The 25082-nt window shown below is 62.7% G+C and carries 25 protein-coding genes; 15 read left to right on the forward strand and 10 right to left on the reverse strand.

What is annotated here, in order from left to right:
- Positions 1–77: 77 nt before the first annotated feature.
- The 9 genes from AYM40_RS09420 to AYM40_RS09460 all read right to left on the reverse strand — a co-directional run bounded on the left by AYM40_RS09420 (position 78) and on the right by AYM40_RS09460 (position 8660).
- The gene (locus tag AYM40_RS09420) at positions 78–539 is read right to left on the reverse strand and encodes a peroxiredoxin (RefSeq protein ID WP_063495987.1); all 462 of its coding nucleotides are present in this window, start codon (positions 537–539) and stop codon (positions 78–80) included.
- Between the two features lie 154 nt (positions 540–693).
- Positions 694–1587, reverse strand: coding sequence for a polysaccharide deacetylase family protein (locus AYM40_RS09425; protein WP_063495988.1), 894 nt, complete (start codon positions 1585–1587; stop codon positions 694–696).
- A gap of 10 nt (positions 1588–1597) precedes the next feature.
- Positions 1598–2662: a bifunctional UDP-4-keto-pentose/UDP-xylose synthase gene (locus AYM40_RS09430; protein ID WP_063495989.1), complete on the reverse strand. Its 1065-nt coding sequence runs from the start codon at positions 2660–2662 to the stop codon at positions 1598–1600.
- On the reverse strand, positions 2659–3594 hold the full coding sequence (locus AYM40_RS09435) for a formyltransferase (protein WP_063495990.1): 936 nt from the start codon (positions 3592–3594) through the stop codon (positions 2659–2661). The genes AYM40_RS09430 and AYM40_RS09435 overlap by 4 nt, the downstream gene beginning before the upstream one ends.
- A complete protein-coding gene (locus tag AYM40_RS09440) occupies positions 3591–4634 on the reverse strand; it encodes a glycosyltransferase (RefSeq protein WP_063495991.1) in 1044 nt (347 codons plus the stop codon). Before AYM40_RS09440 ends, AYM40_RS09435 begins: the two co-directional genes overlap by 4 nt.
- Positions 4635–4640: 6 nt before the next feature.
- Positions 4641–5792, reverse strand: a complete 1152-nt coding sequence (locus tag AYM40_RS09445) for a DegT/DnrJ/EryC1/StrS family aminotransferase (RefSeq protein ID WP_063495992.1) — start codon at positions 5790–5792, stop codon at positions 4641–4643.
- A 258-nt stretch (positions 5793–6050) separates the two neighbouring features.
- Positions 6051–6422: an SMR family transporter gene (locus AYM40_RS09450; protein WP_063495993.1), complete on the reverse strand. Its 372-nt coding sequence runs from the start codon at positions 6420–6422 to the stop codon at positions 6051–6053.
- A gap of 25 nt (positions 6423–6447) precedes the next feature.
- Entirely contained in the window at positions 6448–8196 is a 1749-nt protein-coding gene (locus AYM40_RS09455; RefSeq protein ID WP_063495994.1) for a glycosyltransferase family 39 protein, read from the reverse strand.
- 89 nt (positions 8197–8285) lie between these two features.
- Entirely contained in the window at positions 8286–8660 is a 375-nt protein-coding gene (locus AYM40_RS09460) for an Mth938-like domain-containing protein (RefSeq protein WP_063495995.1), read from the reverse strand.
- Between the two features lie 532 nt (positions 8661–9192).
- Here AYM40_RS09460 and AYM40_RS09465 point away from each other — a divergent pair.
- The 4 genes from AYM40_RS09465 to AYM40_RS09480 all read left to right on the forward strand — a co-directional run bounded on the left by AYM40_RS09465 (position 9193) and on the right by AYM40_RS09480 (position 14311).
- Positions 9193–10440: a pyridoxal phosphate-dependent aminotransferase gene (locus AYM40_RS09465; RefSeq protein ID WP_063495996.1), complete on the forward strand. Its 1248-nt coding sequence runs from the start codon at positions 9193–9195 to the stop codon at positions 10438–10440.
- Between the two features lie 76 nt (positions 10441–10516).
- Positions 10517–11848: a homoserine dehydrogenase gene (locus tag AYM40_RS09470; protein ID WP_063497933.1), complete on the forward strand. Its 1332-nt coding sequence runs from the start codon at positions 10517–10519 to the stop codon at positions 11846–11848.
- Positions 11849–11856: 8 nt separating this feature from the next.
- Positions 11857–13308 (forward strand): threonine synthase, encoded by a 1452-nt coding sequence (gene thrC / locus AYM40_RS09475; protein ID WP_063495997.1) that lies wholly within the window; start codon positions 11857–11859, stop codon positions 13306–13308.
- 238 nt (positions 13309–13546) lie between these two features.
- Positions 13547–14311, forward strand: coding sequence for a ProQ/FinO family protein (locus AYM40_RS09480; protein ID WP_063495998.1), 765 nt, complete (start codon positions 13547–13549; stop codon positions 14309–14311).
- A gap of 18 nt (positions 14312–14329) precedes the next feature.
- Here the strand turns inward: AYM40_RS09480 and AYM40_RS09485 are convergent, their stop codons facing one another.
- Complete coding sequence (locus tag AYM40_RS09485) at positions 14330–15676, reverse strand: TAXI family TRAP transporter solute-binding subunit (protein ID WP_063495999.1); 1347 nt, start codon at positions 15674–15676, stop codon at positions 14330–14332.
- A gap of 207 nt (positions 15677–15883) precedes the next feature.
- Between AYM40_RS09485 and AYM40_RS09490 the strand changes: the two genes are divergently transcribed.
- From AYM40_RS09490 to AYM40_RS43670, 11 genes are all read left to right on the forward strand, one after another.
- The gene (locus AYM40_RS09490; protein WP_063497934.1) at positions 15884–16303 is read left to right on the forward strand and encodes a DUF2946 domain-containing protein; all 420 of its coding nucleotides are present in this window, start codon (positions 15884–15886) and stop codon (positions 16301–16303) included.
- Between the two features lie 103 nt (positions 16304–16406).
- Positions 16407–17303, forward strand: coding sequence for a hypothetical protein (locus AYM40_RS09495; RefSeq protein WP_148662145.1), 897 nt, complete (start codon positions 16407–16409; stop codon positions 17301–17303).
- A gap of 14 nt (positions 17304–17317) precedes the next feature.
- Entirely contained in the window at positions 17318–17698 is a 381-nt protein-coding gene (locus tag AYM40_RS09500; protein ID WP_063496000.1) for a copper resistance CopC family protein, read from the forward strand.
- 383 nt (positions 17699–18081) lie between these two features.
- Positions 18082–19140, forward strand: a complete 1059-nt coding sequence (locus AYM40_RS09505) for a hydrogenase expression protein HypE (RefSeq protein ID WP_063496001.1) — start codon at positions 18082–18084, stop codon at positions 19138–19140.
- A gap of 48 nt (positions 19141–19188) precedes the next feature.
- Entirely contained in the window at positions 19189–21003 is a 1815-nt protein-coding gene (locus AYM40_RS09510) for a nickel-dependent hydrogenase large subunit (RefSeq protein WP_063496002.1), read from the forward strand.
- Positions 21000–21590 (forward strand): NifU family protein, encoded by a 591-nt coding sequence (locus AYM40_RS09515; protein ID WP_063496003.1) that lies wholly within the window; start codon positions 21000–21002, stop codon positions 21588–21590. Before AYM40_RS09510 ends, AYM40_RS09515 begins: the two co-directional genes overlap by 4 nt.
- Positions 21587–22222, forward strand: a complete 636-nt coding sequence (locus AYM40_RS09520) for a DUF5947 family protein (protein ID WP_063496004.1) — start codon at positions 21587–21589, stop codon at positions 22220–22222. The genes AYM40_RS09515 and AYM40_RS09520 overlap by 4 nt, the downstream gene beginning before the upstream one ends.
- The gene (locus AYM40_RS09525) at positions 22215–22862 is read left to right on the forward strand and encodes a DUF6084 family protein (RefSeq protein ID WP_063496005.1); all 648 of its coding nucleotides are present in this window, start codon (positions 22215–22217) and stop codon (positions 22860–22862) included. Before AYM40_RS09520 ends, AYM40_RS09525 begins: the two co-directional genes overlap by 8 nt.
- The gene (locus tag AYM40_RS09530; RefSeq protein WP_082855024.1) at positions 22859–24280 is read left to right on the forward strand and encodes a hypothetical protein; all 1422 of its coding nucleotides are present in this window, start codon (positions 22859–22861) and stop codon (positions 24278–24280) included. Before AYM40_RS09525 ends, AYM40_RS09530 begins: the two co-directional genes overlap by 4 nt.
- Positions 24277–24828 carry a hydrogenase maturation protease gene (locus AYM40_RS09535; RefSeq protein ID WP_063496006.1) on the forward strand — a complete coding sequence of 184 codons (552 nt, stop codon included), beginning with the start codon at positions 24277–24279 and terminating at the stop codon, positions 24826–24828. Before AYM40_RS09530 ends, AYM40_RS09535 begins: the two co-directional genes overlap by 4 nt.
- A 131-nt stretch (positions 24829–24959) precedes the next feature.
- On the forward strand, positions 24960–25061 hold the full coding sequence (locus AYM40_RS43670; protein ID WP_420488468.1) for a DUF6893 family small protein: 102 nt from the start codon (positions 24960–24962) through the stop codon (positions 25059–25061).
- Positions 25062–25082: the final 21 nt, after the last annotated feature.

The raw sequence follows: 25082 nt of genomic DNA on the forward strand, positions 1-25082 counted from the left end.
AAACGGCCGTCAAGTCTGGCGCAGTTACGAAAAGTGTGGGGTGGACAGGCACTCATTGGAACCCAATATAACGCGCCTCAAAGCGCTTGTACAGCCTCCAGAATGTCATCGACATGCCCTGGCACTTTCACGCCGCGCCACTCCTGGCACAGCACGCCTTCGGCGTCGATCAGGAACGTGGAGCGTTCGATCCCACGTACTTCTTTGCCATACATTTTCTTCAATTTCATGACACCGAAGAGCGTACACAAGGTTTCTTCGGGGTCCGAGATCAACGGAAATGGCAGTTCGAGCTTTGCCTTGAAATTGTCATGGGAACGCATGGTGTCACGCGACACACCAACAATCTCCGCGCCGGCCTTCTTGAACTTCGGATACAGATTGCGAAATTCCAGGCTCTCGGTTGTGCAGCCCGGCGTGTTGTCCTTCGGATAAAAATACAGCACCACCTTCTTGCCCCGCAGCTTGGACAGCGTGATCTCGCCACCGGTAGCGGGGGCGGTAAAGTCGGGGATGGGTTGGTCGACTGCGATGGGCACGAGGTTCTCCGGTTGTAATGGCCGACGTCGCAGTACTTGCACTTGCAACTGCTGCGGCGCAGGCCTGGCATCGAGGGTTCTGGGGAGGGCGACTGGCGCGTGGTGGCCGCTCGCGCGGCGGCCGGGCCGTCACGGCCGGCTGTAGCCTGGCCAGTCAGAACTGGACAATCAACTCGCCGGAGCGGCCTGGAATTTCGCCCCACGTAACAGGGTACGATGGCAGCGTGCTGCGGTCTAGCGTGGCGTAGTAATCGCCCATGGTCGCGAAGCTATGGCCTTGCGCGCGCCAGCCCTCCAGCAGCTGTTCGAAAATCGGCGCAAGCTTTTGTCCTTCGAGTTCAGCGTGCAGCGTGAACACCTGATCATGCGGATTGTTTTCGGTGTGCTTCAACATCCACGCGGCGACGTTGTGCTCATCGACACCATCCACGCCGAGCACTTCGTCGAGCGTGGGCAGCGTGGTGGGCATCTGCACGTGCGACAGCTGCCGGCCGCCGACCACCGGCAGATACGGCGAATGGCCGCGCCCGTCGGACGCGTAGTGCATGCCCCACGCGTCGATCTGCTCGAACGCGTGACCGTTCATCTGCCAGCCGGCCGCACCGTGCGTGACGGGCGGCGTGCCGAAGATCGCGACGAAGCGGTTGAAGCTTTTCTGCATCTGCTTCTCGGTCCACTCGCGGTCTTGCGAACGCACGTTGTCCTGCCAGTAAACGTGGTCCCACGTGTGAATGCCGCATTCGAAACCGGCTTCATGAATCGCGCGCATTTCCGCGGCGCTTTTCACGCCGATGTCCGGCCCCGGCAGCAGCACGCCGTACATCAACTGCTTGATGCCGTAATGTTCGACCACCGACGTGCGCGACACCTTCTTCAGAAAGCCCGGCCGCAACACGCGGCGCATCGCCCAGCCGGTGTGGTCGGGCCCGAGGCTGAAGAGGAAAGTGGCACGCGCCTTGAAGCGGTCGAAGATGCGAGCAAGATTCGGCACGCCTTCGCGGGTGCCGCGCAGCGTGTCGACGTCGATCTTCAGGACGATACGAGCCAAGGATCAGGCCTTATTGCTGTTCGACGAGGGCGCGCGCTTCGGCGACGTGGCCGCGATACGCTTCGAAAATCTTGCGCAGCGCTTCGTCGAAGGTCGACTTCGGCGCCCAGCCGAGTTCCTGCATCGTGTTGTCGATCTTCGGCACGCGGTTCTGCACATCCTGATAGCCCGCACCGTAGTACGCGCCCGAGGACGTTTCGACCAGCTGCACCTTCTTGGCCAGCTCGGCGTATTCCGGGAATTCGGCGGCCAGCGTCAGCATCTTGTGCGCGAGCTCGCGCACCGAGAAATTGTTGGTCGGGTTGCCGATGTTGTAGATCTTGCCCGTGGCGACACCGTCCTTGTTCTCGATGATCTTCATCAGCGCGCCGATGCCGTCGTCGATATCCGTGAACGCGCGCTTTTGCGCACCGCCGTCCACGAGGCTGATGTTCTCGCCGCGCACGATATGGCCGAGGAACTGCGTGACCACGCGCGAGCTGCCTTCCTTCGGCGTATAGATCGAATCGAGGCCCGGGCCGATCCAGTTGAACGGACGGAACAGCGTGAAGTTCAGGCCTTCCATGCCGTAACCCCAGATCACGCGGTCCATCAGCTGCTTGGAGCACGCGTAGATCCAGCGCGGCTTGTTGATCGGGCCGTACGACAGTTGCGATTCTTCCGGATCGAACTGCTCGTCCGTGCACATGCCGTAGACCTCGGAGGTCGACGGAAACACGAGGTGCTTGCCGTACTTGACGGCCGAACGCACGATCGGCAGGTTCGCTTCGAAGTCGAGTTCGAACACGCGCAGCGGCTGCTTCACGTACGTGGCGGGCGTGGCGATCGCGACCAGCGGCAGGATCACATCGCACTTCTTGATGTGATACTCGACCCACTCCTTGTTGATCGTGATGTCGCCTTCGAAGAAGTGCATCCGCTCATGATTGACGAGGTCGCCGAGACGTTCGGTCTGCATGTCCATCCCGAAGACTTCCCAATCGGTCGTTTCAAGAATGCGTTTGGACAGGTGATGGCCGATGAAGCCGTTCACACCCAGAATCAGGACTTTTTTAGCGAAACCTTCGGTTTTCATGAATGACGGGGAGTTTGGATGAGCTGGGCGAATTCGGCCGGGGTGATAACGGTTTCGTTGCCGTCATGCTGGTGCCGCAATTCGTGGATGGCGATCGAGCGACCGTCGCCGCATATCGCGAAAACGGCATTATCGCTTACGTGCAGGCCCGGCGGCAAATCCGAGCGAAGCGCGCCGGGCGCAGCCAGGCGCGCACGGGCGATGATGAAACGGTGACCTGCGATATCGGTAAACGCGCCGGGATAGGGCGGCGCGACCGCCCGGATCAGGTTGTAGACTTGCTGCGCGGCTTGCGTCCAGTCGATCCGGCCGTCTTCAGGCTTGCGCCCGCCGTAGTAGCTGCCGTGCGACAGATCGTTCGGCAGATGCGGCGCTTCGCCCGCGAGCAGTGCCGGGAGCACGCGCCACAGGGTCTGCTCGGCGGCCACCGTGACCTTGTCGAACACTTGCGCGGCGGTGTCGTCGGGCAGGATCGGCACCGGCGTTTGCGCGATGATCGCGCCCGCATCGGGCTTGGCGGCCATTTCGTGCAGCGTCGCGCCGGTTTCGGTTTCGCCGTGGATGACCGCCCAGTTGGTCGGCACGCGGCCACGGTACTTCGGCAGAAGCGAGCCGTGCATGTTGTAAGCGCCCCGTGCGGCGAGCGCCAGCAGATCGACCGGCAACATGTGGCGGTAGTAAAACGAAAAGATGAAGTCCGGGCGCGCGGCGCTCACCGCGGCGCGCAATTCCGGGCTTTTCGGATCGGCCGGCGTGACGACGGGAATGCCGTGCCCGGCCGCAACCGAGGCGACACTGCTGAACCAGATGTTTTCGGTTGGGCTGTCCTCATGCGTCACGACCAGCGCCACCTCGACGCCACGCGCGAGCAGCACCTGCAGGCAGCGCACGCCGACGTTGTGATACGCGAATACGACGGCGCGCGGCTTCATGGATTCGGGCCCTGATCGACCAACGGCGCGGCTTGCACGGCCTGCACCACCGTCTGACGCGGCGCTTCGGTCACGGTGGCGCCGTCGCGCTGCTCGAGAATCGTTTGCACCAGGTAACGCGGACGCGCGCGCACCTGCTGATAAATCCGGCCGATGTATTCACCGAGCAGGCCCAACGCGAAGATGATCACGCCAAGCAGGAAGAAGATGACAGCGAACAGCGTGAACACACCTTGCACTTCCGCGCCGATGATGAAGCGGCGAATCAGCAGCAGCACGAACAGCGCGGCGGACCCGAGCGACAGGATCACGCCGATGAACGACAGCCATTGCAGCGGCACGACCGAGAAGCCGGTGACCAGGTCGAAATTCAAACGGATCAGGCTGTAAAGCGAGTACTTCGATTCGCCGGCAAAACGCTCTTCGTGCGCGACTTCGATCTCGACCGGATTCTGCGCGAAGGTGTATGCGAGCGCCGGAATGAAGGTGTTGATCTCACCGCAGCGATTGATCGTGTCGATGATGTGGCGGCTGTACGCGCGCAGCATGCAGCCCTGGTCGGTCATCTTGATGCGGGTGATGCGCTCGCGCAGACGGTTCATCGCGCGCGAGGCCTTGCGGCGCCACAAGCTGTCCTGGCGTTGCAGGCGGATCGTGCCGACGTAGTCGTAGCCTTCGCGCATCTTGTTGACCAGCTTGGCGATTTCTTCCGGCGGATTCTGCAGGTCGGCGTCGAGCGTGATGACGATCTCGCCGCGCGATTGCTCGAAGCCCGCCAGAATCGCCATGTGCTGGCCGTAGTTGCCGTTCAGCAGAATCACGCGGGTCGTGTCGGGCCGCGCGCGGAACTGCTCGGCGAGCAGGGCGGCGGATTTGTCGCGGCTGCCGTCGTTGATGAAGATCACTTCATAGCCGGTGCCGAGCGCGTCGAGCGCCGGGTAGAGGCGCGCGAACAGCGCGGCCAGCCCGGCTTCCTCGTTGTACACCGGGATGATGATCGACACTTCCGGTGCGACGGCGCGATGTTCCGAATAACTCATTTCCGCTTATTTTCCGTATTGTTCGCAAATTTCGTTGACCGCGCGGCAGACCCGCTCCACGTCGCCCTCGTTCATCAGCGTGAACAGCGGCAGCGTGACGGTGGTGGCGCCGAAGCGCTCCGCGTGCGGGAACATCCCTTCCTTGAAGCCGCGCGCACGGTACAGCGAGAACAGGTGAATCGCCGGATAGTGCACGCCCGAACCGATGCCGCGTTCCTTCAACAGGCCCATGAAGCCGGCGCGGTCGATCGACAGCTTTTCGAGCGGCAGCGTGATCTGGAACATGTGCCAGTTGCTGTTCTCGAAGTCGGCAAGCGGCAGGCCGATGCCCAGCTTGAGCGCCGCGCCGCCTTCGAGTCCAGCGAAATAGGCGCGCACGAGCTTTTTGCGCTGTGCAAGGAAACGCTCCAGATGCGGCAGCTGACCGAGGCCGACACGCGCGGCGACGTCCGTCAGGTTGTACTTGCCGCCCAGCACGTCGCAGTCCATGCCGTCGAAGCCGGTGCGGGTGATGCCTTGCAGGCGGTACTTCTGGGCGAGGATCGCTTCTTCCTCGTTGTTCAGCACCAGGGCGCCGCCTTCGATCGAGGTCAGATTCTTGTTCGCGTGAAAGCTGAACGAGACCATATCGCCGAGCCTGCCGATGCGCTCGCCTTTCCACGTCGAGCCGAACGCCTGCGCGGCGTCTTCGATTACGCGCAGCTTGTGGGCGCGAGCGATGTCATACAGCCGGTCCATGTCGACCGGCAGCCCCGACAGGTAAACCGGAATAATCGCCTTGGTGCGCGGCGTGATGGCCTTTTCCAGCAGGTCCAGGTCGATGTTGCGGGTCACCGGGTCGATATCGACGAACACCGGCGTCGCGCCGACTTCATAGACCACATTGCTGGTCGCGACCCACGAGGCGGGGGTGGTGATGACTTCGTCGCCTTCGCCCACGCCCGCGATACGCAGCCCGATTTCGAGCGTCGCGGTGCCGGAATTGAACGTGCGCACCGGGCGGCCGCCGCAGAACTCGGACAACGCCGCTTCGAACTTCTGGTTCTGCGGGCCGGTCGTGATCCAACCGGAGCGGAGCACGTCGACGACGCCCTGAATCGTTTCTTCATCGATCTCAGGTTTGACAAACGGCAAAAACGGGACTGGTGACTGGCTCATGAATGCTTCGCTCGATTGAAAGGGGCACAACCCGGAGGGCGCGAAGTAGATCACAAACTACGCGCAAACCCAAGGCTACGGCTAAAAAAGGGCGCAACCGCCAAACCTACCACGGCCAACCTTACGTTTTACTTAGCCGGCGACGGTGCCCGGCTTAGCGCATCTGTTGCCGCCGGTATTGTCGCTGCGCTTGCACCGGTGCCGGCAATAAACGGTAATAAATCGTGCCCGGCGCAGCGCGGCCGGGGCATGGCGCGCCTAGCTGCGCGCCACGACGACGACGCCGATCAGGATGACGCCGATCCCTACCAGCTTCTGTGCCGACAACACTTCGCCGAATAGATACCACGCCGCGAACGCGTTGACGACGTATCCGAGCGACAACATCGGATAGGCAATCGACACGTCCACCCGCGAGAGTCCGACCACCCAAACGCCCACGCTGATCACGTAGCAGGCCAGCCCGCCGATGATCGGTGGCTGCGTTGCGAGCCGGAAGGCGATGGGCAGGATGTTCGCACGGGAGAAATCGAAGTGTCCAACGGCATTCGTTCCGGCTTTGAGCAGCAATTGCGCGCCGGCGTTCAACGTGACGCCGGCGAGGATGCAAAAGAGGGAAATCGGGTTCATCGAACGGTCGGTTCCTCAGATGGGGTCATTGTTGTGGTTTTTCCACTGGCGCGGGTGCGCTCTGTGCTGCTGCACCGGATGTGGGCGAGGGCACCGCCACGGGCTTCACCACCACCACCCGGCGTGAGTCGCGCGCGATCACCTGCATCGGCAGCCCCTCTTTGAGCAGCCGGTCGTAAGTCGGCGGCGGGATCAGCGCGAGCGCATAGCGCTCGGCCTTCCAGCGATCGATCCACGCGTCGATCGACGGCACCCATTTCTGCGGTTCGACGGACACGCCGAACGCCAGTTCGTCGGGATGTTCGACCATGATCATCGTGTGGTCGACATAGAACGGCAGCGTGTGGTCGAGCACGCCGACCGAGTAGAACGGCGTATCGGCCGGCAACTTTGCGATCTCGGCCTTGATCGCGGGCGCGAGCGGCGCGCCGGAGCTCAGACGGCCGAACACGTCGTGACCCGTGCCGGCAATCGTACCGAGCAGCAGCCACGCCACACCAAAGCTCGCGACGGCGCCGAGCGTGCCAGCGCGGCTGCGGCGGTTCAGCCACAGCGCGGCCAGCGTAAGCACGAAGGCGACGCCGAGTGCCGCCAGCACCCAGGTGCGGTATTCGACATACAACTCAGTCGGGTTGCGTGCATTGCCGAAGCGCGACATGAACAGCGCGGCAAACGCGGCTACGACCAGAAACAGCGCATAGCCGGCCAGATGGCGGCGCAACTGGTCGCGTGTGACGAGCGGCAGATACATGCCGACGATCAGGGCGATCGGCGGGGCGATCGGCAGCGTGTAGGACAGGAGCTTCGAGTGCGATGCGCTGAAGAACAGGAAGATGAACGCGGTCCACACCAGCATCAGCGTGACCGGCGCAAAGCCGTTCGGCTGGCGCGGCAGGCGCCACGCGTGGCGCACGCTCTGGAAGGTCACCGACAACCACGGCAGGAAGCCGACCAGCAGCACCGGCACGAAGTAATAGAACGGCCCCGGGCGGTTCTGTTCAGGCGTCAAATAGCGCTTGAACTGTTGAACGATGAAGAAGAAGTTCAGGAATTCCGGGTTGCGCTGCTGCACCAGCACGAACCACGGCGTGACGATCGCGAAGAACACGATCAGGCCGCCGATCAGATGCAGGCGCTTCCACACGGCCCAGTCGCGTGCGGCCAGGGTGTACAGCACCAGTACCGCACCCGGCAGGATGATGCCCACGAGTCCCTTGGACAGCACCGCCAGCGCCATCGCCCCCCAGCAGACCCACATCCATGCCCGCACGTTGGCGGTCGGCAGGCTGGGGCGCTGCGCCAGCAGCAGCGTGCAGAGCGTCAGTTCCATCCAGAACGACAGGCCCATGTCGAGCGTGTTGAAGTGGCCCATCAGGTTCCAGTACGGCGACGTAGCCAGCACGATCGCCGCGAACACGCCGGTCGCCGCGTTGAACACGCGCGCGCCGGTAAAGCCGATCAGCAGCACGCCGGCAAAGCCCGTCAGCGCGGTGTAGAGCCGCGCCTGCCATTCGCCGATGCCGAACCACGCGAACGTCAGCGCGTTCGCCCAGGTTTGCAGCGGCGGCTTCTCGAAATACTTGTAGCCGTTGTAGCGCGGCGTGATCCAGTCGCCGGTGACGAACATTTCGCGTGCCATTTCGGCGTAGCGGCCTTCGTCGCTCGGCAGCAGATGGCGCCAGCCGAGCGGCACGAACCAGATCACGGCGAGGGCCAGCACCAGCAGCAGGATCGTGGAGCGATTGAGCGGTAGCCTCGTCGGCGTATCGTTCATGGATTTCAACCTTTTTGGCGACGCCGCGCAGGCGGCGTTGCGTTGTTGTTCGGAAATGGCGATTGGTGCGTCGAGGGAGCCGGCGGCCGTTACGCTTCGATCAGCAACGCGGCCGCGACCTTGCGGCCCTCGGCCATCAGAATGTTGTAGGTGCGGCAGGCGGCCTTGAAGTCCATCGTTTCGACGCCGATGCGTTTGGCGGTGAGCGCCGCGATCAGGCGCGGATGCGGGAAGCGCAACCGTTCACCGCTGCCGAACACGACCACTTCGGGCGCGGCGTCCACCAGCATCGCGAAGTGTTCGGCGCTCAGGTCGTCGAACGAGGAGACGGGCCATGGGATGACGGGCGCGTCCGGCAGCACGAGAATGCTGCCCGAATGGCGCACCAGATTGATTTCGACATAGTCGGCGCCGTAGCCGGTGACGGTATTGAGGGCGCCGCTGGAATCCTGATGTAATTTCAAATTCGTTTTCCGAAGTCGTCGTGAGACATCATGCGTGTTGGCGGCCTGACCGGGCAGAACGGAATCAGGGCCGCTTGACGCGAGTGGGACACGCGAATGGCACAGAAGCGGCCGAAAAGGCTTGCCGTTGCGGTTGGTGCATTGCGGAAGCAGGCCAAAATCCGCTAAATTATAACTTTTTAGCCGCCTTGCGGCGCCCCTCGCTCAAGTGCCACCTCATGTGCTGTCATAAGCCGCGCTGAGAACATGAGCGAGGCCTATCGGCTACCTGCCTTGGTTTTGCCCGCTTTTCGTCGGATTTTCGACTGTTTTTTATCTGCTTTGGGTCTGCTTTTTGGTCTGTCTGGCTGCTGCGCCGGCGCAATCCGCCGGACGCGCGCCTAGCCAGCCCGGAAAGCCGGCCCAATCCGCGTCTGGCGGCTCGATCCGTGTCCGGCGGGCCTGCCGCGTCATAATCCCCCATATCGGCGGACTTGCCGGGGTCCCGTTTTTTCGCCCCCGCTGGTTCGCCCAAGCCCATCAACAGGATGAAGTGCCCGCCGTGAAACCGATTCTCAAATCCAACAAGTTGTTGAATGTCTGCTACGACATTCGCGGGCCTGTCCTCGAACATGCGAAGCGGCTCGAAGAAGAGGGCCACCGCATCATTAAGCTGAACATCGGCAATCTCGCGCCGTTTGGCTTCGACGCGCCGGATGAAATCATCCAGGACATGATCCTGAATCTGCCGGGTTCGTCCGGCTACTCGGATTCCAAGGGCGTGTTCGCCGCGCGCAAGGCGATCATGCATTACACGCAGCAAAAGGGCGTGCATGGCGTCGAACTGGACGACATCTACATCGGCAATGGCGCCTCCGAACTGATCGTGATGGCGCTCCAAGGCCTCCTGAACGATGGCGACGAAGTGTTGCTGCCCGCACCGGACTACCCGCTGTGGACCGCCGGCGTCAGCCTGTCGGGCGGCACGCCGGTGCATTACATCTGCGACGAATCGAACAGCTGGATGCCGGATCTGGACGACATCCGCGCGAAAATCACGCCGAACACGCGTGCGCTCGTCGTCATCAATCCGAACAACCCCACCGGCGCGCTGTACTCGGACGAACTGCTGCTCGGCCTGATCGAGATCGCCCGCCAGCACGGCCTCGTGATCTTCGCCGACGAGGTCTACGACAAGATCGTCTACGACGGCAAGAAGCACACGTCGATGGCCGCGCTCTCCGAAGACGTGCTCACCGTCACATTCAACAGCCTCTCGAAGAGCTACCGTTCGTGCGGGTACCGCGCCGGCTGGATGTTTATTTCGGGCCTGACCGGCGAGAACCGCCGCAATGGCAAAGACTATTTCGAAGGGCTCGGCATTCTGGCCTCGATGCGCCTATGCCCGAACGTGCCCGGCCAGTACGCGATCCAGACCGCGCTTGGCGGCTATCAAAGCATCAACGACCTGATCCTGCCGAGCGGGCGCCTGTACAAACAGCGCGAACTCGCGTATGACATGCTGACGGCCATCCCCGGCGTGAGCTGCGTGAAGCCCGAGGCGGCGCTGTACATGTTCCCGCGCCTCGATCCGAAGATTTATCCGATCCAGGACGACCAGCAGTTCATCCTCGACCTCCTGCTGGAAGAGCGCGTGCTGCTGGTGCAAGGCACCGGTTTCAACTGGAAAACGCCGGATCACTTCCGCGTTGTGTTCCTGCCGAACGTGGACGACCTCGCGGATTCGATCAACCGGATCGCGCGCTTCCTCGACGGCTACCGCAAACGCCACACGGCTTGAGATGGACGGCGCGCCCGGCACGCGCCGCGGCCAGCCCCAGTTTCCTTTTAATCATTTACTCGAAAACACACGCTGCATGGAACCGATCAAAGTTGGACTGCTGGGCTTCGGCACGGTAGGCAGCGGCACCTTCACGGTACTGCGCCGCAATCAGGAAGAAATCAAACGCCGCGCGGGCCGCGGCATTGAGATCGCGCGCATTGCCGTGCGCAATCCCGCCAAGGCGGCCGCGGCGCTCGGCAGTGAAGCTGGCACCGTGGCGCTGACGGATGATTTCAACGCGGTGGTCGACGATCCGTCGATCGATATCGTGGCGGAAATGATCGGCGGCACGGGCGTGGCGCGCGAGCTCGTCCTGCGCGCGATCAACAACCGCAAGCATGTGGTCACGGCCAACAAGGCGCTGCTCGCCGTGCATGGCACGGAGATTTTCGAAGCGGCGCGCGCCAACGGCGTGATGGTGGCGTTCGAAGCGGCGGTGGCGGGCGGCATTCCGATCATCAAGGCGCTGCGCGAAGGGCTCACGGCCAATCGCATCCAGTACATTGCCGGCATCATCAACGGCACGACGAACTACATCCTCTCGGAAATGCGCGACCGTGGGCTCGACTTCGCGACCGCGCTGAAAGCCGCGCAGGACCTGGGTTACGCCGAAGCCGATCCGACCTTCGACATCGAAGGTGTGGACGCCGCCCACAAGGCGACGATCATGAGCGCGATCGCGTTCGGCGTGCCGGTGCAATTCGACAAGGCCTACGTCGAAGGCATCAGCAAGCTGGCTGCAATCGACATCAAATACGCTGAAGAACTTGGCTACCGCATCAAGCTGCTCGGCATCTCGCGCCGTACGGACAAGGGTATCGAATTGCGCGTGCATCCCACGCTGATTCCGGAAAAACGCCTGCTGGCGAACGTGGAAGGCGCGATGAACGCGGTCGTCGTGCACGGCGACGCGGTTGGCTCCACGCTGTACTACGGCAAGGGCGCGGGCGCGGAGCCGACGGCCTCCGCCGTGGTGGCCGACCTGGTCGACGTGACGCGTCTGCATACGGCGGACCCGGAGCATCGCGTGCCGCATCTGGCGTTCCAGCCTGACAGCCTGTCGAGCACGCCGATCCTGCCGATCGACGAAGTGACGAGCGGCTACTACCTGCGTCTGCGGGTGGCGGACGTGACGGGCGTGCTGGCCGACATCACGCGCATTCTGGCGGATAGGGGCATTTCGATCGACGCGTTGCTGCAGAAGGAATCGGAGCAGGTCGATGCGAACGGCAAGGGCGAAACCGACATCATCCTGATTACGCACGAAACGGTTGAAAAGAACGTCAACGCGGCGATCAAGACGATCGAAGCGCTGAAGACCGTTGTCTCGCAAGTCACGAAGCTGCGCATGGAAGCGCTGAACTAGGCCGAACTATGAACTACCTCTCTACGCGCGGCGCCGGAGCCGGCGAGCGCCATACGTTTTCCGAGATTCTGCTGGGCGGTCTAGCTAAAGATGGCGGCCTGTACCTGCCCGCCGACTATCCGCGCGTCACGGCTGACGAACTGACGCGCTGGCGCACGTTGCCGTACGCGGATCTCGCCTTCGAGATCCTGTCGAAATTCAGCGACGACATTCCCGCCGAGGACCTGCGCGCGCTGACGCGCAAGACCTACACGGCCGAGACGTACTGCAATGTGCGCGACGACGAAAGCGCCGCGCAGATCACACCGTTGAAAACGCTGGGCGTTGAGAACGGCGCGCCGCTGTCGCTGCTGGAACTGTCGAACGGTCCGACGCTCGCGTTCAAGGACATGGCGATGCAGTTGATCGGCAACCTTTTCGAATATGCGCTGGCAAGGCACGGCGAGACGCTGAACATTCTGGGCGCAACGTCGGGCGACACCGGCAGTGCAGCGGAATACGCGATGCGCGGCAAACAGGGCATTAGCGTGTTCATGCTCTCGCCGCACAAGAAGATGAGCGCGTTCCAGACCGCGCAGATGTACAGCTTGCAGGACCCGAACATTTTCAACATCGCGGTCGAGGGTGTGTTCGACGATGCGCAGGACATTGTGAAGGCGGTCTCGAACGACCACGCGTTCAAGGCGAAGTACAAGATCGGCACGGTCAACTCGATCAACTGGGCGCGCGTCGTGGCGCAGGTTGTGTACTACTTCAAGGGCTACTTTGCCGCGACGAAGTCGAACGACGAGCGCGTCTCGTTCACGGTGCCGTCGGGCAATTTCGGCAATGTCTGCGCGGGTCACATTGCGCGCATGATGGGTCTGCCGATCGAGAAGCTGGTGGTGGCCACGAACGAAAACGACGTGCTGGACGAGTTCTTCCGCACGGGTATTTACCGGGTGCGCAAGGCGGCTGAGACGTACCACACGAGCAGCCCGAGCATGGACATTTCGAAGGCCTCGAACTTCGAGCGTTTCGTGTTCGATCTGCTGGGCCGCGACCCGGCGCGCGTGCTGCAACTGTTCCGCGACGTGGAAGAGAAGGGCGGTTTCGACCTCGCGGCGAGCGGCGATTTTGCACGCGTGAAGGAATTCGGTTTCGTGTCGGGCCGCAGCAGCCACGAGGACCGTGTGGACGCGATCCGCGACGTCTTCGAGCGCTACGACACGATGATCGACACGCACACGGCTGACGGCCTGAAGGTGGCGCGCGAGCATTTGCAGGCGGGCATCCCGATGATCGTGCTGGAGACGGCGCAACCGATCAAGTTTGGCGAAACGATTCGCGAGGCGTTGCTGCGCGAACCGGAGCGCCCGGCTGCGTTTTCGGGTCTGGAATCGCTGCCGCAGCGATACGAAGTACTGCCGGCGGACGTGCAGCGCGTGAAGGACTTCATCGCCGCGAACACAGGCGAGTAACACCGGGCGCATCGGGCTCGACGATGTCGCGCTCGATCGACGAACGAGATTGGTTTTGGGAAGTACCGCGACGGCGCGCGCAGCGCTGCGGGAAGTATGACTGCCTGGTCACTCACGCTGAATGTGCGAGGGCACGGATTCCAGATGCACCACCGCCGGCACGCAGTGCCTCGCCGCATGTCAGGAGCATGTTGCAACACGCTGCTACAATCTTGTCTTTCTCGATTGATTGTGCGCTATGGGTTTCGAACAACTCGCTGAATTAAAGAAGCAACTGGCGGCGGCACGCGCCGAAGCTGCACCTGCGGCCAAGCCCGTCGCCAAGCCCGGTGCGAAGCCTGCTGCGAAGCCCGCGCGCAAGCCGCCGCCGCCGCGCCGTGCCGCGCCCGCTCACAAGCCGGCCGCCGAGGCCAGGCCAGCCGCAGAGGCCAGGCCCGTGCCCGACGCAAGGCCAGTGGACCCGGTGGTGAAATCGATCGGGAGACTGCAAAAGCGCTTCCCCAATGTATTCCCGAAGAATCCGGCGCCCAAGCTGCCGCTCAAGGTCGGCATCTTCGAGGACCTCGTGGCTCACGCGAAGGAACTGTCGCTGAGCGAAGCTGAACTGCGCGATGCAATCAAAACCTGGTGCCGTGGCAGCCGCTACTGGAAGTGTCTCGTCGAAGGCGCCGCGCGCGTCGATCTGACGGGGGGCGAAGCAGGCAAGGTGACGGCGCAGGAAGCCGCCGGCGCGCAGCGTCTGCAGGCGCATCGTGCAGGCAGGGGTGCGGCGAAAGCGGCAGCTTCGTCGGCTGAGGCGTCCGCCAATGCTTCGTCGGATTCGTCCGCTTCCGGCGCCGCGGTCGCTTCTGCTGACGCAGCAGAACACACTGAGGCCACCCCGCAAGCTGAGGCCACCCCGCAAGTTGGCGCGCAGAGCCAGCCGCAGGCTACTTCGACAGACGCCCCAGCCGCTGTATCGGCAACGCCGCCGGCAGCGCCGTCGGCCGCCGCCGAAGCATAAAGCGGCCCGCCGCCCCGTCTAGGGGTGGCTGCCTTGCGCCGCCGCCAGCCGGCCGCGCACGAAGCCGACGTGCTCGCGCAGCACATAGAACGCGTCGGCGTATGCCAACGGCATACGCAAGTGGTTAAGCGACGCCTCGATTTGATCGAGCTCCGCGAAAAGCTGCTTGCGCTCCTCCTCGGTCGAGTCGGCGAGCGCGCCGCGCTCGATCGCAATCAGCGCGCCGTAATAGCGATAGATGCGCGAGCGCACGCGCCAGCGGTACAGCGCCGGGATCAGCCGCATCGCCGGAAACAGCAGAACCGCCATCGGCAGCAGCAGAACGAGCGTGCGGTCGCCGATGCTTGCGAGCCAGAACGGCAGCGCGCGGTATAGAAAACTCTTGCCGGTCCTGTAGTAGCGCTGCGCGTCTTCGCTGATCTGATATTCATGGGCAACCGGCTTCGGAAACTCCCCCGCGTGCTGCAACAGCCCTGGCATGCCATGCACCTCCTGTGCAGCTTCGATCAACAAGTCGGAAATGGCCGGATGCAAATTGCTCCGGGCCACGAGTTCGACCGTTGGACTGATCAGATGAATGGTCTCGGGCGGAATTCTGCGCTTGAGATCCAGCACGCCGGGCGGCAGGTCGAGCTCCTCGAGATAGGGAAAGAGACGCGTATACGCGGTGGCTTCGTCGAAATTCATCGCGGAGATGCCGGGCACTTTCAGGAGCCGCAGCATCAAGCCGCGCGTGGCCGAGTCGCCGTTCAGGATTGCCGCGTCGACGTCGCCCGCCACGAGTTGCGTGGCGGCCTGCAAGCCGTCGCTCGGCACCAGCACGGTGGCGCCGCCGGGTTCGATGCCGTTTGCTTCCAGCAGTTTCAGCGCGAGGCGGCGCGTGCCGCTGCCTTCGCGGCCGATTGCAATCCGTTTGCCTTCCAGTTCCGAAAGCTCGCTGATACCCGTGCCGCGATAGAACACCACCACCGGAATATAGAAGACGCTGCCGAGCGACATCAGCGATGACGTATCGAGCCCATCGGCCACGCCGCCTTGCACGAGCGCGAGATCGACATGCTGTTTCGGGTCGAGCAGACGATGCAGGTTCTGCACCGAGCCGTCGGATTCCAGCACGTTCAGCGTAATGCCGTTGCGGGCGAGGATCTTCTTGTACTGATCCGCGGTGACGAGGAACGAACTGTCGTGCGGGCCCGCGCTCATTGTGATGGTTTTCGGCGGCGCCGGATCGACCAGCCAGACGATCAGCGTGACCGTCACCACGACAAGCGTGGCCACGATGGCGTAAGACAGGGTGTGATCGCGCCACTCCACATGCGAATGATCGCTTGGCAAATGCGGGAGACGCGGACGCTGCTCTTTCATGGACACTCCATGCCGGTAGCCGGGATCAGGCATTGTCCACTGTCCGTGGCGCAAACGTGAAATGTCCGGCATAAGCGGTGCATTGCGCGTCGGGATGCGTGGGGCGCCATGGCATAATTCGCGACAGTTTCCAATCGTGTCGCCGGGCGCAAATTGAGTCGGTTCCATCAGAAGATCGGCAGTTGGCTGGGATTGTTTGCGATCCTGATGGCAACGCTCGCGCCTACGATCTCGCATTCGCTCGCCGGGCGCAGTGGCGGCGAAAGCGGAATGCAAGGCGAGCATTGCTCGACGCCCTCGATGGCTTCCATGCCGGCGATGGCTTCGACGGACATGGCTTCGACGGACATGGCTTCAATGGACGCCGTGGCATCCATGCCCGCGATGCAGCACGAGGCATCGAATCCACCCGCCAGCAAGCACGCCCAGGACGCCGCCATGTCCGACGGCGACGCCTGCGGCTATTGCAGCCTGCTTGCCCACATGCCGGTGGTGCCCAGCGTCGAAGCGCTGTTCTTCGTCACCGTCCGCGCGCTTGAGCATTCCGTCGCGACCCGCTTCGAGAGCGTTCAGCGCGTTGAACCGCTCACATTTGCACAGCCGCGCGCCCCGCCGTTCGTATCCTGATTCGAGTCACACCGTTGCGATGCCGTGACTGCATCGCGATGCCGCCGCACGTCTTGCCGACGTCGCGCGCCGGCATTGTCTCGACCCATGAACAGGATGAACCATGCAAACCCCAGCAACGCGCAACGGGAAACCGTTGTGCGCGGCGTCGCTCGCCGCGGCTGCCGCCAGCGTATTTCTATTCGCTCCTTCATTCGCTAGTGCCCACGCCATTGCGGGTGATCGCGTCTTTCCGTCGACGATGGCCGTCGACGATCCCGGTGTCGGCGACGAGGCCAACCTGCAATACGGCCACCAGCGCGTGCCCGGCGATAACGGCGATCAAAGCATCAACACCTTCGATTTCGAATACGACAAGCTGATTACGCCGAGGCTGGCGGTGTCCATCGACGACACCTATACGATGCAAAACAATCCGAAGGCGCGTGGCTTCGACAATTTCGGCGTCGGCTTGAAGTACCTGCTGTACGTCAACGATGAACACGAGTTCATGACCTCGGTCGGCGTGAATGCCGAACTCGGCGGCACGGGAAGCCGCGCGATCGCGAACAACTTCTCGACGATCTCGCCAACGCTCTATGCGGGCAAGGGGATGGGCGATCTTCCCGCGCCGCTCGCCTATCTGCGGCCGATCGCGATCACGGGTGAAGCCGGGCCCGCCCTGACCACCGGCGCGGGACAGCCGAATGCGTTCAACTACGGCTTCACGGTGCAATACAGCTTGCCGTATCTGCAACAGCACGTGCATGACGTCGGCTTGCCCCAGCCCTTGGCGAACGTCATTCCACTGGTGGAAATCCCGCTCTCCAGAAGCCAGGGGCAGACAACCGGCACAGTCAATCCAGGCTTCATCTGGATCAACCGCTATGGCCAGTTCGGCGTTGAAGCGCAAATCCCGCTCAACCGCGCAAGCGGCTCGCACGTGGGTATTCTGGTGCAGGCCCACGTCTTCTTCGACGACGTCGCGCCGACGACGATCGGCAAACCTCTCTTCCAGTAAAACAGGAGCCAGCGATGAACAACGATCGACAGGGTTGGGTGCGTGCCGCGGCGAAGTTGCCGATGCTGATTGCCGGGCTTGCTTTCGCAAGCGCTGCCTTTGCGCATGTGTTTCCGCAGAAGCAGGAGCCGGGTGCCGGCGCGACGGTGGCGCCGCCCGCGCAGATCAGGATTGTCTTCGACGGGCCGCTCGAGCCGGCCTTCAGCTCGCTCACGGTCACCGACGCGGGCGGCAAGCAGGTCAATACGGAGAAGGCCGTGGTTGATGCTCATAACGCCGCGGCGATCGCGGTGCCGCTGCCGCCGCTGGCAGCCGGTCACTACACCGTGCATTGGGTGGCTGTCGCTTCCGACGGGCATCGCACGCATGGCGATTATGCGTTCGATGTGAAGTAGTCCGAGCTAGTGAGTGACGCGCTGCATCAGCGTCGCCCGGATGCTGATGCATGGCGCTTACGCGGGCGACGGCATGAACCCTGAAAGGCTATCGTCAGAGAATTGCAAAAGGCGCGACTATCGGCGCCAATCCGCTGCACCCTGTTTCCTGATCAGGTTACGAAACTGGGGTATTTCGTATCGCTGAACTATACTCGATTAAGTTTTTCGGGCTCATCACGGTGGGCACCCATCCCCAACAATACATGCAGCAAATTAGATCCTTTTAACCGCATTGTGCGGAATTATTACCGATCGATTGCTGGACACGTGACTGCCGTGGGGCACTCGCCACGTATCTTTGCCTGACCTAAAAAGAACGTGGTTCGCAGTGGAGACACATCATGGCAGAAGCAGACAACGTCCCCTATGGGCGCAAGACTCAGCACGCGCCGGCGCTCAAGGAAGTGCACATCATCTGGATCACCGCGGGCCTCGGCTGCGACGGCGATTCGGTGTCGATTACCGCGGCGACTCAGCCGAGCATCGAGGACGTGATTCTCGGTGCGATCCCCGGCTTGCCGAAGGTGCATTTACATAACCCCGTACTGGCGTATGAAAACGGCGACGAGTTTCTCAAGCCGTTTCACGAGGCCGCGCGCGGCGAACTTGAGAACTTCGTGCTGGTGATGGAAGGGTCGATTCCAAACGAACGTATCAATCGCGAAGGATATTGGGCCGCATTGGGCACCGACCCCGATACGCAGGAACCAATCACGATTCCGCAATGGCTCGACCGGCTTGCGCCGCGCGCGCTGGCCGTCGTCGGCGCGGGCACCTGCGCGACCTACGGCGGCATTCACGCCATGGAAGGCAATCCGACCGGCTGCATGGGCCTCGCCGATTATCTCGGCTGGGACTGGAAGTCGAAAGCGGGCCTGCCGATCGTTAACGTGCCAGGCTGTCCGGTGCAGCCGGACAACTTCATGGAGACGCTGCTCTACCTGCTTTATCAGCTGGCGGGTCTCGCGCCGATGATTCCGCTCGACGAGGCACTGCGGCCGAAATGGCTGTTTACACGCACCGTTCACGACGGTTGCGATCGCGCGGGCTCGTACGAACAGGCGATCTTCGCCAGCGAATACGGCAGCCCGAATTGCATCGTCAAGCTGGGGTGCTGGGGACCCGTCGTGCAGTGCAACGTGCCCAAACGCGGCTGGATGGGCGGCATTGGCGGTTGTCCGAATGTGGGAGGCATCTGCATCGGCTGCACGATGCCGGGCTTTCCCGACAAGTTCATGCCGTTCATGGATGAGCCGCCGGGAGCGGTGCTGTCGTCGAATCTCATCAAGAGCTATGGTCCGCTGATCCGCAGCCTGCGCAAGCTGACCAACAACACGCTCAACGACGAGCCGAAATGGCGTCACAACGGGGCGAAACTCACGACCGGCTACCATCGCTGATCTGGCGGCGCAGTTGGCGGAATTCGACTTGTCAGCAGGGAGAAGGTCATGGCCGTTAGTACCGCACCTGAAGCGACCGCAAGCACCCAGGCAGCGCCGGGCAAGCTGGTCGAAATGAACTGGGATCCGATTACGCGGATCGTCGGCAGTCTGGGGATTTACACCAAGATCGATTTTGCGAACCGCCGCGTGGCGGAGTGCTACAGCACCTCGTCGATCTTTCGTGGTTACAGCATTTTCATGAAGGGCAAAGATCCGCGCGACGCGCACTTCATCACGAGCCGCATCTGCGGGATCTGCGGCGACAATCACGCGACCTGTTCGGTGTACGCGCAGAACATGGCGTACGGCGTGAAGCCGCCGGCGATTGCCGAATGGATCGTCAATCTGGGCGAAGCGGCCGAATACATGTTCGACCACAACATCTTCCAGGACAACCTGGTGGGCGTGGATTTCTGCGAGAGGATGGTCAAGGAGACCAATCCCGGCGTATGGGACAAGGCGCAAAAAACGCCCGCGCCGAACGCGGACAAGCACGGCTATAAAACCATTGCGGACATCATGACCGCGCTTAATCCGTTCACCGGCGAGTTCTATCGCGAGACCTTGATGGTCAGCCGCTATACGCGCGAGATGTTCTGCCTGATGGAAGGGCGTCACGTGCATCCGTCGACGCTCTATCCGGGCGGTGTGGGTACGGTGCCGACCATTCAGCTATTCACGGATTACATCACGCGTTTGATGAAGTACGTCGAGTTCATGAAGAAAGTCGTGCCGCTGCACGACGATCTGTTCGACTTCTTCTATGAAGCACTGCCGGGTTACGAAGAAGTCGGCCGGCGCCGCGTTCTGCTCGGTTGCTGGGGTTCGTTCCAGGACCCGAACGTGTGCGACTACAACTACAACTCGATGACGCAATGGGGCCGCGGCATGTTCGTCACGCCGGGCGTGGTGGTGGACGGCGAACTGGTGACGACCGACCTCGTCGATATCAACCTGAACATCCGCATCCTGCTGGGCAGTTCCTTTTACGACGACTGGGATCACGAAGAAACCTTCGTCAAGCAGGACCCGCTCGGCAATCCGGTGGACCGCAAGCATCCGTGGAATCAGACCACGCTGCCGCGTCCGCAGAAGCGCAAATTCGACGGCAACTACACGTGGGTGATGTCGCCGCGCTGGCTCGACAAGCGCACGGGCGACCATCTCGCGCTCGATACCGGCGGTGGACCGATCGCACGCTTGTGGGCCACCGCGTTGGCGGGTCTGGTCGACATCGGCTACATCAAGGCGACCGGCCACAGCGTGAAGATCTATTTGCCGAAGACCGCGCTCAAGCCCGAAGTCGAATTCGAATGGAAGATTCCGAAGTGGAGCAATGCGATTGAACGCGATCGCGCCCGCACCTATTTTCAGGCGTATTCAGCGGCGGCCGCTTTGTACTTTGCCGAGCAGGCGCTGGCCGAGTTGCACGCGGGGCGCACCCGCACGTTCAGCGACTTCACGGTGCCGCAAGAGGGCATTGGCTGCGGCTTCCATGAAGCGGTGCGCGGCGTGCTTTCGCATCACCTCGTGATCCGCGACGGCAAGATCGCCAACTATCACCCGTATCCGCCTACGCCTTGGAACGCCAATCCGCGCGATATCTACGGCACGCCTGGGCCCTATGAAGACGCGGTGCAGAACACGCCGATCTTCGAAGAGAACGGGCCGGACAAATTCAAGGGCATCGACATCATGCGTGCGGTGCGCAGCTTCGATCCGTGTCTGCCGTGCGGCGTGCATATGTACGTCGGCAATGGCAAGACGATCGATACGTCGCACTCGCCGACCTTCGGTGTGATGCAGGGAGCGCACACGTGAGCGGCGAACGCGCGGTCGCCGCCCAGCAACGCCGCATCGACGAACTGATTGCGGCGCTGGAAGCGCTCGACGATCCGCGCGCGCGTGAGTCTGCCAAGGAACTGCTGCAAGTCGTCCTCGATCTGCATGCGAACGGCCTCGCACGACTGATGGAGATCGTGGCGGAGGCGGGCGTGATAGACGACGCCATGGTCGCAGCGTTCGAGCGCGACGCCGGCGTGTCGGCGTTGCTGCTTTTGCACGGTTTGCATCCGCAGGATCTGCCGACGCGCGTGTCGCGCGCGGTCGAAAAGATGCGCCCCTTGCTTGGCGCCCAGGGCATCCAGATCGAACTGCTGGACGCGGCAGAAGAGGCCGTGCGTGTGCGAGTCGCAGGCCGCCTGCAGGGCAAGCACAACTCCGTGGGCGAATTGCAGCAGGAAATCGAACGCTCGATCTTCGAAGCGGCGCCCGAAGCGATGCGTGTCGAGATCGCCGGTCTGCCGGACGTCAATGTGCATGAACTGCGCTTTGTGCCGCATCGAACGGAGGTAGCGAATGATGTGGCAAATGAGGTAGCAAGCCGGACCGAGGCCGGCGCACAATGACACCCGCCGCCACGACACGCGGCTGGGTCGCGCGGCTGCGCCATTTCGTGCGCAAGGCCGACGACATGCAGTGCGAGTTGTGCGGCCTGCCGCTTCTAGCCGATCATCCCCATCTGTTCGAAACCGCCAAACGGCAGTTGTATTGCTGTTGCCGTGCTTGCGCGCTGCTGTTCGGCAGTCAGCAGAATGCGCGCTATCGTCCGGTGCCGCGCGAGGCGCATTATCTCGACGGCTTTCGCATGAGCGATGCGCAATGGGACGCGCTGGCGATTCCCATCGATATCGCTTTCTTCTTGCACGATAGCCAGGCACAGCGTGTCGTCGCGCTGTATCCCGGACCCGCCGGTGGCACGCAATCGCTGCTGGACTTGCAGGCGTGGGACGAACTGGTCGCCGGGAATCCGTTGCTCGCGCAACTGCAACCCGACGTCGAAGCGCTGCTGGTCAACCGCAGCGAAGGCGCGCGCGATTATTACCGCGTGCCGATCGACCAGTGTTACGCGCTGACCGGCGTGATCCGTGCACGTTGGCGCGGACTGTCTGGCGGCAAGGAAGCGTGGGATTCGATCCATCGTTTCTTCGCCGCGCTGAAGACCCATGGCCGGGTGCCGGAGGGCCTGCTCCATGCCTGATCTCGGGTTCACTGTCGAGTTGGCGGAAGTCGTGCCGTTCGCCGCAGCGCCGCTGCTGACGTTCAGGCTCCGTATCGTCAATACGCCGGCGCAGGAGGAGATTGCGAGCATTACCCTGCAATGCCAGATCCAGATCGAAGCGACCAGGCGCCGCTACGTGCCCGCCGAACAATACGGACTCGATGACCTGTTCGGCTCGCCGCCGCGCTGGGGTGAAACGCTGCGCACGCTGCTATGGACGCATACCACGGCGATCGCACCGCCGTTCACCGGCGAATGCACGCTCGATTTGCCCGTGCCGTGCAGCTACGATTTCAATGTGGCCGCAACCAAATATTTTCACGGCCTCGAAGAAGGCGAGATTCCGCTGATGCTGCAATTTAGCGGCACGGTGTTCTATCGCGAGGCAGGCGGCGCGTTGCAGGCCGCGCCGATTCCGTGGCACAAGGAGGCGGCGTACCGGCTACCGGTTGCGCTATGGCGCGACATGATGACCCGCTACTACCCGAACGGCGCGTGGCTGTGTTTGCACCGGCATGTGTTCGATCGCCTCTCGCGATACAAAAGCAGACGGGGTCTCACGAGCTGGGAGCAGGCGGTGACGAGCCTGCTCGACGGCGGCGAGGAGGACATATCGTGAACGCGGTCGAAAGCGTGGTTCAGGCGGTGCTGTACGAAGGCTACATGCTGTATCCGTACCGGCCGACCTCGGTCAAGAACCGGCAACGCTGGACCTTCGGCGGCGTGTATCCGCGCGCCTATGCCGAGGCATCCGGCAGCGATCCGTGGGTGACGCAGACCGAGTGTCTGCTGCGCGGCGACCCGCGCACCCGCGTGGCTGTGCGGCCCGGTTTTCTGCAGGTGATCGAACGGATGGTGCTCGACGTGGCGGAGGGGGCCGCCGCGCGGCCGGAGTCGGGTGAGCCGGCCTGGCGCAGCGTGCCCGTGCTCGATGTCGGCGAACGGCGCTATACCCCATGGCAGGAAGCGGCTGAGCGGCACATCGCCGTGCCGGTTCTGGTGGTCGGCGAATTGCTTGACGCACCCATGCAGATTGCATTCTCGTTCGACGCTGCCAGCGAGCTCGAACCGCTCGCCGACAAGCAAGGCACGCTGCGCGGCGCACTGCGCCGTACCCGGGCTGCGCTGCAAGGCCACGTCGAATTGAGCGCCGCCAGCGTGGCGGCCGGGGTTTATCGCGTAAAGGTGCGCATCGTCAACGAGACGCCGCTCGACAATGCCAGCGGCCTGAAGCGGGATGCGGCTTCGCTGTATGCGCTGGTGTCCTGTCATACGGTGTTGACCATCGAGGGCGGCACGTGGATTTCGTCGATCGATCCGCCCGCCGACCTGGTGGAGGCTGCTGCCGCGAGCCGCAATATCGGCGTGTGGCCGGTATTGGTGGGCGATGAACAACAGCCCGACACGATGCTTGCCTCGCCGATCATTCTCTACGATTTCCCGCAGATTGCGCCTGAAAGCGCTGGCGATCTATTCGACTCGACGGAGATCGACGAGATTCTCACGCTGCGCATTCTCACCATGACCGACGACGAAAAGCGCGAAATGATCGCCACCGACGAGCGCGCGCGTGCCTTGCTTGCACGCACCGAAAGCCTCGGCGTCGAGCAGATGGAGAAGCTGCATGGCACCTTGCGGCAGGTGCGCGCATTCGATGCGGCAAGCGTCGGCGCATTTTCGCCGCTGGCAGCGCCCGCCATGCCGGTGTCGCCGTGGGCGGAACTCGACGCGCGGCCGCATCTTGCTTGCGTGCGGGTGGCGGGCGTCGAGATTCGGATTGGCGATCAGGTGCGCTTGCACCCACGCGGCCGCGCGGACATCTTCGATATCGCGCTAAGCGGCATGCTTGCCACGATCGAATCGATCGAGCGCGATTTCGACGATCACGTGCACGTTGCCGTGACAGTCGACGACGACCCCGGCAAAGACTTCGGCATGCAGCGCATGCCCGGCCATCGCTTCTTCTTCGGCCCGGACGAGATCGAGCCGCTGGTCAACACGTCGCGTCCGTCCCGTCATAAAGGAGGCCACGCATGAGTGCGGTTCTGGTGGCGGGCATCGGCAATGTGTTTCTCGGCGACGATGGCTTCGGCGTCGAAGTGGTGCGCCGTCTGCGGGAAAAACTGGCGGCCGGTGAGTTGCCGGCATTTGCCGGCTGGGTGAGCATCGCGGACTTCGGGATTCGCGGCATCGATCTTTGCTATGCGCTGCTCGATGGCGTGGACAGTGCGATTCTGATCGACACGATGCAGCGCGGTGGTGCCCCGGGCACGTTGTATGTGATCGAGCCGTCTGTTGAAGAACCCGTTGGCGGCGAGCCAGGCGATCCGTATGCGATGCCGATCCTGTTGTCGCCGCACGAAATGGATCCGGTCAAAGTGCTGCAAACGGTGCGGATGCTGGGCGGCGGTTGCGAGGACGTCGTCGTGCTCGGTTGCGAGCCGCAAGACTTCGGCTTCGAGAACGGCGACGAAGGAAGGATGGGATTGAGCGGCACGGTGGCTGCGGCGGTCGAGCAGGCGGTCGAACTCGCTGTGACGCTTGTGATGGCAAGGATGGAGCGGTTGTCCGCACGGGCCGCTTGAGCGATCGGGCCGTCAGCCGGTCGAGTGGGCGTCCATACGCGCTGCCTGAGTGGCCAAGTCGCCAGACGACTGCGCAGCGAGGCGGTGGGCCGTCACGGATATGGTGTGAAATAACTGAAGTGGGAGGCGTCATGAAAGGCTTTCTGAAGTACCTCTTGTTGCCGGCTTTGGTGCTCGGTGTGCTCGCGAATATGAAGGACATCAAGCGCTATATCCGCATCCGCAACATGTAGACGGTAACAGCCAGGGAGGTG

This window comes from Paraburkholderia phytofirmans OLGA172 (genome assembly GCF_001634365.1).
Lineage (GTDB): Bacteria > Pseudomonadota > Gammaproteobacteria > Burkholderiales > Burkholderiaceae > Paraburkholderia.